Annotated in this window: 7 protein-coding genes; 3 read left to right on the top strand and 4 right to left on the bottom strand. The window is 33.2% G+C overall.

Features of this window, described 5'->3' with window-relative positions; all coding sequences use genetic code 11:
• Window positions 1-204 precede the first annotated feature (204 nt).
• From ACTWP4_RS21580 to ACTWP4_RS21595, 4 genes are all read right to left on the bottom strand, one after another.
• Window positions 205-1050: a carbohydrate ABC transporter permease gene (locus tag ACTWP4_RS21580; protein ID WP_443130859.1), complete on the bottom strand. Its 846-nt coding sequence runs from the start codon at window positions 1048-1050 to the stop codon at window positions 205-207.
• Window positions 1051-1052: 2 nt separating this feature from the next.
• Window positions 1053-1991, bottom strand: coding sequence for a carbohydrate ABC transporter permease (locus ACTWP4_RS21585; RefSeq protein WP_443130851.1), 939 nt, complete (start codon window positions 1989-1991; stop codon window positions 1053-1055).
• Window positions 1992-2053: 62 nt separating this feature from the next.
• Complete coding sequence (locus tag ACTWP4_RS21590; protein ID WP_443130852.1) at window positions 2054-3394, bottom strand: ABC transporter substrate-binding protein; 1341 nt, start codon at window positions 3392-3394, stop codon at window positions 2054-2056.
• Window positions 3395-3457: 63 nt separating this feature from the next.
• On the bottom strand, window positions 3458-4090 hold the full coding sequence (locus tag ACTWP4_RS21595; protein WP_443130853.1) for a YesL family protein: 633 nt from the start codon (window positions 4088-4090) through the stop codon (window positions 3458-3460).
• 224 nt (window positions 4091-4314) lie between these two features.
• Between ACTWP4_RS21595 and ACTWP4_RS21600 the strand changes: the two genes are divergently transcribed.
• The 3 genes from ACTWP4_RS21600 (at window position 4315) to ACTWP4_RS21610 (ending at window position 8550) form a co-directional block, all read left to right on the top strand.
• Complete coding sequence (locus ACTWP4_RS21600; RefSeq protein ID WP_443130854.1) at window positions 4315-5064, top strand: response regulator transcription factor; 750 nt, start codon at window positions 4315-4317, stop codon at window positions 5062-5064.
• Window positions 5057-6829 (top strand): sensor histidine kinase, encoded by a 1773-nt coding sequence (locus ACTWP4_RS21605; protein ID WP_443130855.1) that lies wholly within the window; start codon window positions 5057-5059, stop codon window positions 6827-6829. The genes ACTWP4_RS21600 and ACTWP4_RS21605 overlap by 8 nt, the downstream gene beginning before the upstream one ends.
• Before the next feature lie 542 nt (window positions 6830-7371).
• Entirely contained in the window at window positions 7372-8550 is a 1179-nt protein-coding gene (locus tag ACTWP4_RS21610) for an ROK family transcriptional regulator (protein WP_443130856.1), read from the top strand.
• Window positions 8551-8753 lie beyond the last annotated feature (203 nt).

Consider the following 8753-nt stretch of genomic DNA (forward strand, 5'->3'; position numbering starts at 1 on the left):
CCTTCAAAGCAAAAAGAACCTGGTATATAATATTCTTCTTCACTTCAAACACGAACGATGCACTAAATATTGTTGAGCAATAAGCGGATACTGTGCAGTATCTTCCTAGTATGTATATAAATCCAAAAGATATCGAAATACATTCGAACAAACGTTTAGATTTCACTAATTACAATGCACATCTGTCCCAGGCTCTTCCATACATTACCCTTTCACACTTCCTGCCGTGATCCCTTCCACTAAATACTTTTGGAAAAACAAGAATACAAGTAACTGAGGTACAATGGAGGCAACACTCATTGCGAACATTGGTCCCCATGCTGAAACGGAAGATGGGTCTGAAAACATCTGAAGACCTAGGGCAACCGTGTATAATTTGGTATCATTTAAATAAACTAATGGAGTCATAAAGTCATCCCATGTCCAATAAAATGAGAAAATAGCAACTGTCGCAATCGCTGGTGTAGTCAATGGTAATATAATTCTCCAAAAGATCGAAAACGTACTAGCACCATCCATATAAGCAGCTTCATCTAATTCTCTTGGAATCCCTCTGATAAACTGAATCATTAGAAAGATAAAAAACGGAATACCACCAATAAAAGCTGGCACAATTAAAGGTAAATACGTATTGACCCATCCCAAATTATGAAAAAGGATATATTGCGGAATCAATGTTACCTGTTGTGGTAACATTAGCGTTATGATCATACAAACAAACAATGGTGTACGAAAACGAAAATTCACTCTTGCAAAACCAAATGCCACTAATGTAGAAGAAAAAATGGTTCCAATTACGACCATAGTAGTCACAAATGTAGAGTTTAAAAAGAAGGTAGCAAAACTAAGATCTCCAAATCCTTCCCAGCCTTTTGCATAGTTTTCCCATTTCCATTCAGAAGGGATTAATGATGCAGCATTGCGAAATATTTCATTTTCTGCTTTCAATGAACTAGCAATCGTCCATAAAATCGGATAAATCATCAATAATCCTATCACCCATATGGATCCATGATATACAAGTGTTCGAAGTGATTTATTCTTTTTCATCATTAATTCCCTCCTTCCGATTCGTAGTGAACCCAACTTTTAGCGGTTCTAAATATAAATGCAGTGAATAGTCCACAAATTAAAAGTAAAATCCATGCTAATGCAGAGGCATAACCCATGTCAAAATGAGCAAATGCTTTCTCATATAAATAAACAGCATAGAATAAAGTATTATCCATTGGTCCACCATTTGTGATCAGAAAACTTTGTGTAAATGCCATAAAACCCTGGATCGTTTGCATCACAAGATTAAAAAAGATAACAGGAGATAACATAGGTAATGTAATCTTAATAAATTGCAAGAATGGATTCGCTCCATCAACAGAAGCAGCTTCATACAATTCGCATGGTATCGCTTTCAAACCTGCCAAGAATATTAACATTGGCGACCCAAATTGCCATATTACCAATAATATTAATGTCGATAATGCAAAATCAGGACTTGTTACCCAACTCGTCGTTGGAATGCCGAAAATAGATAATATATCATTTACTGCACCATCACGACCAAATAGTTGTTTCCAAACAACTGCAATCGCAACACTTCCTCCAAGAATTGATGGTACGTAATACAGTGTACGATATACTCCGACACCTCGACGCTTTGTATTAAATAGCATTGCTACAAACAAAGCAAACGCTAACTTTAATGGTACACTTCCAAACACAAAAACAAGTGTGACACGAATCGCCTTCCAAAAACGATCATCATTTGTAAACATATTGACGTAATTATCTAAACCTATCCAGCTCGGGGCAGATAATAAATCGTAATTGGTAAATGAAAAATATAGTGATGCGATCATCGGACCAATTATAAAGCCTAAGAAGCCAATTAGCCATGGTGCAATAAATGCAAACCCTATTAAATCCAATCTAAGTTGACTACGTAATTTGCCTGTGTGTTTCTTTTGGTTTAATTCATTTATTTCTTCAGCCATCCCCTACACCTCCAGTAATTAAAGCAATCAGAAGCCACCTAAAAGATGGCCACTATTGCAATTTATTTATTTTTTGCTAGTATTTCTGATGCTTTTTGCCTGAAATTCTCCGCTGCTTCCTCTGGAGTTATTTCTCCATAATGAATCGGATCTTGCACCTCATTCTCAAACAATGATTCGATTTCTGTTGCACCTTGTGGATCTGGCGGATCAATTTCTCGACTATATTCTTGAGCTAACTCTACATATTCAAACATTTTTTTACCGGCATCTGATGCATTTTCTTTTAAATGCTTTCTAACAGCTCCTGCTATAGGTACACCACGTTCAGCATTTAAAATTTCATTCGCTTCGATACTATTAGTGAAAAAGCTGATGAATTTTGCTGCCTCTTCTTGTTCTGTTGAATCATTTGATACAGATAAAAACTGACCTGGTTTAATATAATGACCTAATTCACCGCCTTCTAGAGTTGGCTGAAGCATCAAGTCTAAAGGTCTACCTGCAGCTGATTCTAATGCGATTAATTGGTTACTATGAATATCCATAACAATTGCAGTTTCTTCCGTAACTATAGGAAATTGCTCTATATTAGTACTTGCTGCCATAAATACTTCTGGTGGTGCTGCTCCACCTGATTCCAGCATGTCTGCTGTAATTTGTAAATAGTCTACTAATAATTGATCATCTTCATACCCTAACGCTGTACCATCATCATTATATAACCATTGACCGTTTTGTCTTAAATAATGTTTAAAGCCCATTACTCCAGCATTTGGATGTACACCATAAACACCATCACCTAGGTTTTCCGTCAATTTTGCTGAAGCTTCCTTTAAATCTTCCCACGTATAACCTGGTTCAAATGGTTCAACACCTGCTTTTTCAAACATGGCATTATCTACCGCTATCGCGTGGGCATTAGCGCCGATATTAACGGCAAATAATTGATCATCAATATAACCACCGTCAATATACGTATCTTCCACGTCACTTAAATCAAGTGCACCACTCTCAACATGTGTACTTAGATCTGCTAATAAATCTTTACCTGCATACTCAGCTAAATATTTATAATCCATTTGGACGATATCCGGAAGATTTCCACCTGCCGCCTGTGTTGCCATCTTCTCCCAATATCCATCCCATCCAGTAAATTCCGCTGAAATTTCTACATTAGGATTCTCTTCCATATATAAGTCAATTACTTCTAAAGTTCTGTCATGTCTATCTTGCGACCCCCACCATAGTATCCGTAGTTCAACTTTATCTTCGCTTGATTCTGATTCATCTTCCGTAGCATCAGATCCAGAAGAATCACTATCAGAGCTACAAGCTACTAAAATACTGATAAGCAAAAATAATACCGCAATGAACATGCCGTTTTTCCAAATTCGTTGCATCTTTCAATCTCCCCTTTTCTTTTAATATATATTTAAAACAATTTTCATTGTCTTAAATCACCATTAATTGCTATAGCGCTCTTTTAATACTTTTATTTGGTCTATACCATGTGTTGCCATGATCATTATTATAAAAAAAGTTAAACTAATTCCTATAGAAAACATGATTTGCGGAAAGTATAAAGACAGATATAGCATCCCGCCAGCCGCAACAGCCATTCCAATTGTTTTAAAAGGATTTAACATTGCCACAATAAAAGCGTAACGGATGGTTGTAAATAACTTTACTTGATAATGGGTATAAATAGGAAATACATATAAAACAACCATCATATACCAAATAGAGAAAATAAAAATGAGAATACTAATTGTTCTGTACCATAGTCCTTCCTTTTCCATAAAAAATTGGAGATCAAAATAAATAATAGCACCTAAAACAATCAAAATGATGGTTAACATATTTACTTTGAGAAAACTTAACTTGTATTCTTTCCAAAACGAGGAAAAAATAGAGGAAACGTCTTTTTCCTTTAACCAACTGTGTTGAATTTTACATAATGCAGCGGTGGCCGGACCTAATCCGAACAAAACAAAACCCAAAAGCATAAATAAAAACCACAAGGTATTCAAATAAGTTAATTTCAACGCAGTGATGCAAAATGTTCGCATAATTTCCGTTAATTTTACCGAATTCATTTCCTCATCCCTCTGTTTAACATTGTCAATTTTCCTTTGTTCCATTAGAATAGAACAAAGCAATCAATGTTTAATCGATATGTTTAGTATACTCGATCGAAACTATCAAAAAAGGCCTTACAATTAATAAAAACACTTATTTTTTAAGCGCTTACATTATAAAGTTTCATATTCTATCTTATTTAATAATAAATGATACCTTTTTTAATGAAGGGAGTTTTTGGATGTATAAGATTCTATTGGTTGATGATGAAATAGAGATCCGCAGTGGTTTAAAAAATTATTTCCCTTGGAACAATTTAGGATTCGAGGTTATCCATGATTGTGAAAACGGAAGAAAAGCATTAGCTTACCTAGATGAGAACCAGGTGGATGTTATACTGACTGATATTCGTATGCCCGTAATGGATGGGATTAAACTAGCAAAAAAAGTATTTCATGATAAAAAGCAAACGAAGGTAATTCTTTTAAGTGGTTATAAAGAATTCCATTATGCAAAAGAAGCAATGAAATATGGAGTGGTAGACTATATCGTAAAACCAGGGAAATACGATGAAATACAGGAAGTGTTTACTAATTTGAAACAACAACTCGATACAGATATTTCTACTAAATATTCAAAAGCTTACCCAAACTATACTGACAATATTATTGAAACAATCAAAGCGTTTACGATAAAAAATTATGCAGATATATCGTTAGAGGACTTAGCTGCCCTCTGTAAAATGTCACCGAATTATATTAGTACTTTTTTCAAAGTAAATACCGGAAAGAATTTCTCAACATATGTAACGGAAATCAGAATGAAAAAAGCTGCTGAGATGTTAGCGGATTTTCATTATAAAACCTATGAAATAAGCAGTTTAGTTGGTTATACAAACCCGAAAAACTTCACTCGTGTGTTTAAGAAGTTCTATGGTGTGACACCACGAGAATACAGAAAACAGAAAGAAGCATCACATAGTAATGAATAATAAAATATTACTCAAAAATATTGTGCTATTTCTTTTTCCTTTATTGATTCCTGTGTTTATTTTAGGGTCATTTGCCATCATCATAACAGATAAATATATGAAGGAATCAATTACAAATAATAATTTAAACACGCTTCAACAACTCGAACAACAAACCAACATCGTTTTGAATGAAATGCATTTATTACATTTAGATTATAATTGGAATCCGCAAATTATTTTATCACTTCAAAACATTCTTGATTCCGATTATTTAACCCTTGATCAAAAAAGAAATCTGGAATATGGGAGGGGAACGTTACGCAGAAAAGATATTGCAACCGACTATATCCATTCAATTTATGTATACTATATGAATGATAAAGATCGTGTGCTCACTTCAAGTTCTGGTGTAAGAAACATTGATACTATGTATGATCAAGACTGGTATAAAGAATTCAATTCTAATTCGACCAATGAAAAGCTCTGGTTCGAAACGAGAAATATAGCACCTTATGAATTTGTGAAACCAGATCCTGTGATTACCATTTATAAAAATGTTTTTAAGACAAACGCTCCTAATGCTGAAGGGTTAATCGTCTTAAATATAAATCAAGACTTTTTCAAAAATTTAATTAGTGAGCTCAACCATTACCATAACCAAAGTATTTTTGTAATAGATGAAAATAATAATAAATTGTATGGCAATTCTATTAGTGATGAAATGGAGATCAATGATTTATCACTGACTAACAAACAAGAAACATATGAACTGAAAATTAATAATAAGAATTATATTGTCAATCAACTCTACTCTGAAGAGCATAAGTTAAGATACTATTCCGTAATTGAAAAAGATATTATCTACTTCTTACCTAATCAATTACGATTATTAACAATTGTATTTGTATTTTTATCACTTATTTTAGGAGCTGCCACTATTTATTATTTATCAAGAAAAAATGCTCGACATGTTAGTGATATTATTAAAATTTTAAACACTACCAATCAAAATGAAAAAGAATTGATCAAAAACGTCTCCTTCAAGGACAATGAATATCAGCTGATCGTTCGACGAATCCTTAAAAATTACATTGCACAAAACAATCTGGAAAAAGAACTTAATAACAAGGAATATCAACTACAATCTGCGGAGTTACTTGCACTGCAAAATCAAATTAATCCGCATTTTCTGTCTAATACGCTAGCTATCATTTATTGGAGAGCAATGGCGCTTACAGGAAAACCAAATAAAGTGACAAAAATGTTGGAGACCCTTACAGATATACTTAATTTTTCGTTAAGAATTAAACATCACACCGTTACTTTAGAAGAAGAAATAGAAAACACAAAGAATTATCTGGAAATTCTTGCGATTAGATCTGATAAATATTTCGATGTGGAATGGGATTATTCACCTGACCTAAAACATGTACAGGTTTTAAAGTTTATCTTACAACCTATTATTGAAAACAGCTTGCAACATGGTTTTGATTATGAGAGTGATGCCGACTGTCTTCACTTAAAAATCAAAATTAGATTAGATCATGAAATTATTAGATTTACCGTTATTGACAATGGACAAGGAATCGAATCGGATAGGTTGCATGATCTTCAAAATAAAATAAACAAAAATGAGTATACAACAGACCATATAGGATTAACGAACATTCAAAAGCGGTTGTCCCTGATTTATAATCATGATTATAAATTTATCATTAGAAGTAAAAAAGGCTGTGGAACGGTAATTATTATTGAGCATCCGATTACCGCTAATTATAAATAAACGTACCACATCAATAGAGGTCCCGTGCTAAACGCGCACAGTTAACGTTTAGTACGGACTTTTTATGTTCATCTTGAGTAAAAAATACATATTAATATGTATTTATTATTGTGTAATCGTTTTTCTTGGAGTAACTTTAGTTTAGAACTGGTACGTTCATAAGCATATTTATCAAAGCAGATATCCAGATAAAGTGATACTTCTACTGATTGATAGCGGAACTTATCAGGAGGTTAGCATCCGTTTATCTCCCACACAGTTTCTTAGCTTATGAGTTGTGTCGCGTTGTCTTTTCTTTTGCACATCTAGATTTATAGTAGTGTTCGTTTTTGAGTGGAGAATAATATTTATGTTAACGAAACTTATCAGGGTTTTACGAACGTTTAAGAAGTGATAAATCCTTTTAATAAGAATAAGTTCAATTAGATCGTTATCTCTTAAACCACTATCTTTTTCTTATCTGTATTTGTTATAATTTATATTAAAATAATCAATTTCTTTAGTTTGTTTTCTAAACAAATATAAATATATGGAGGTAACTTATGCATACAGGAGATGGAGCTTACATAAAAAAAATAAATCGCAGCTATATATTAACAGAGATTTTTGAGCATCATAAAATTTCAAGGGCTAGCCTTTCAAAAGTTACAGGTCTTAACAAAGCAACTATTTCTGTACAAGTAAATGACCTGCTTGACGAGGATTTAATTTACGAAAGACAAGAAGAACACCATTCTGTCGGTAGGAGGCCGATTCTACTATCTATTAATGAGAAAACAGCCTATTTTTTGGGGATCGATCTTGAACATGATCAACTACTTTTTAATATTACAGATTTAAAAGGTAACACTGTTAAATATGAAAAAGTAGATCTACTTACTGATATTTATGATGAGATAGTAGCCTTAATTGCAGATCGTATAAAAAAGTACCAAGCAGATTTCGAATCAACTAGATATGGTTTGGTTAAAACAGTAATCGCTATCCACGGCACGGTATCTAGTGACAACAGAATTCACTTTATTCCACGAAATCAATGGAGAGATAAGAATATTTTAACGGATCTAAATAAACTAGGCATCAATAATATTACGATCGAAAATAATGCTAATCTATCTGCATACGCCGAACGAATATTTCAGTATCATAAAAGCAAAAATTTATTAAATATTAACCTTTCATCTGGGATTGGATCAGGAATCATTATTAATGGCGAATTGCACAAAGGCTATCATGGACATGCAGGCGAAATGGGACATATGATTATTTATCCGAAAGGAAAACCTTGTCGATGCGGCAATAAGGGCTGTTGGGAACGCTATGCTTCTGAACCCATTTTTTTTGAAAATGCAAATAAATATTTAGAAACAAAAGTAGAAACACACGCAGATATAAAGAGATTATTAAACGAAAAAAATGAAGATCTCATCAAGGTCTTGAACGAATGGATATCTGATTTGGCAATCGGATTAAACAATGTGATCAACCTTTATAATCCTGAAATGATTGTATTAAATAGTCCTATATTAAAAATTTACTCTTGTGCACTTGAAGAAATTAAAAAACATTTGATTTCTTCTGTTTCTCAATACCGAGATATTGTAATATCAGGTCTAGGTGCAAAGGCAAGTGTAGTTGGTGCTTCTGCAATGGGAATTCAGCAATTTCTGGACCTGCCACGTTTGACGTTATCAGAAACAAATAATTCGATTACTATTTAATTAACTCGTCCATCTTTTTTGATGTTGTGTGTCCTCACAAAGAAACTTCTTATTAGAAGAACTCGGCGTTCGCCTCGTCTTTTAACGAGTGCCGAAGTTTTTCTTATACTTTGTACATTCAAAATTTTTACTTTGTCGAATTACTTCATTACTAAAATTTTATACTTTCCTAACGTACAAAAAAAGCACGGAACATAAAACGT

It is taken from the genome of Gracilibacillus sp. D59, from assembly GCF_052246695.1.
Lineage (GTDB): Bacteria > Bacillota > Bacilli > Bacillales > Amphibacillaceae > Gracilibacillus.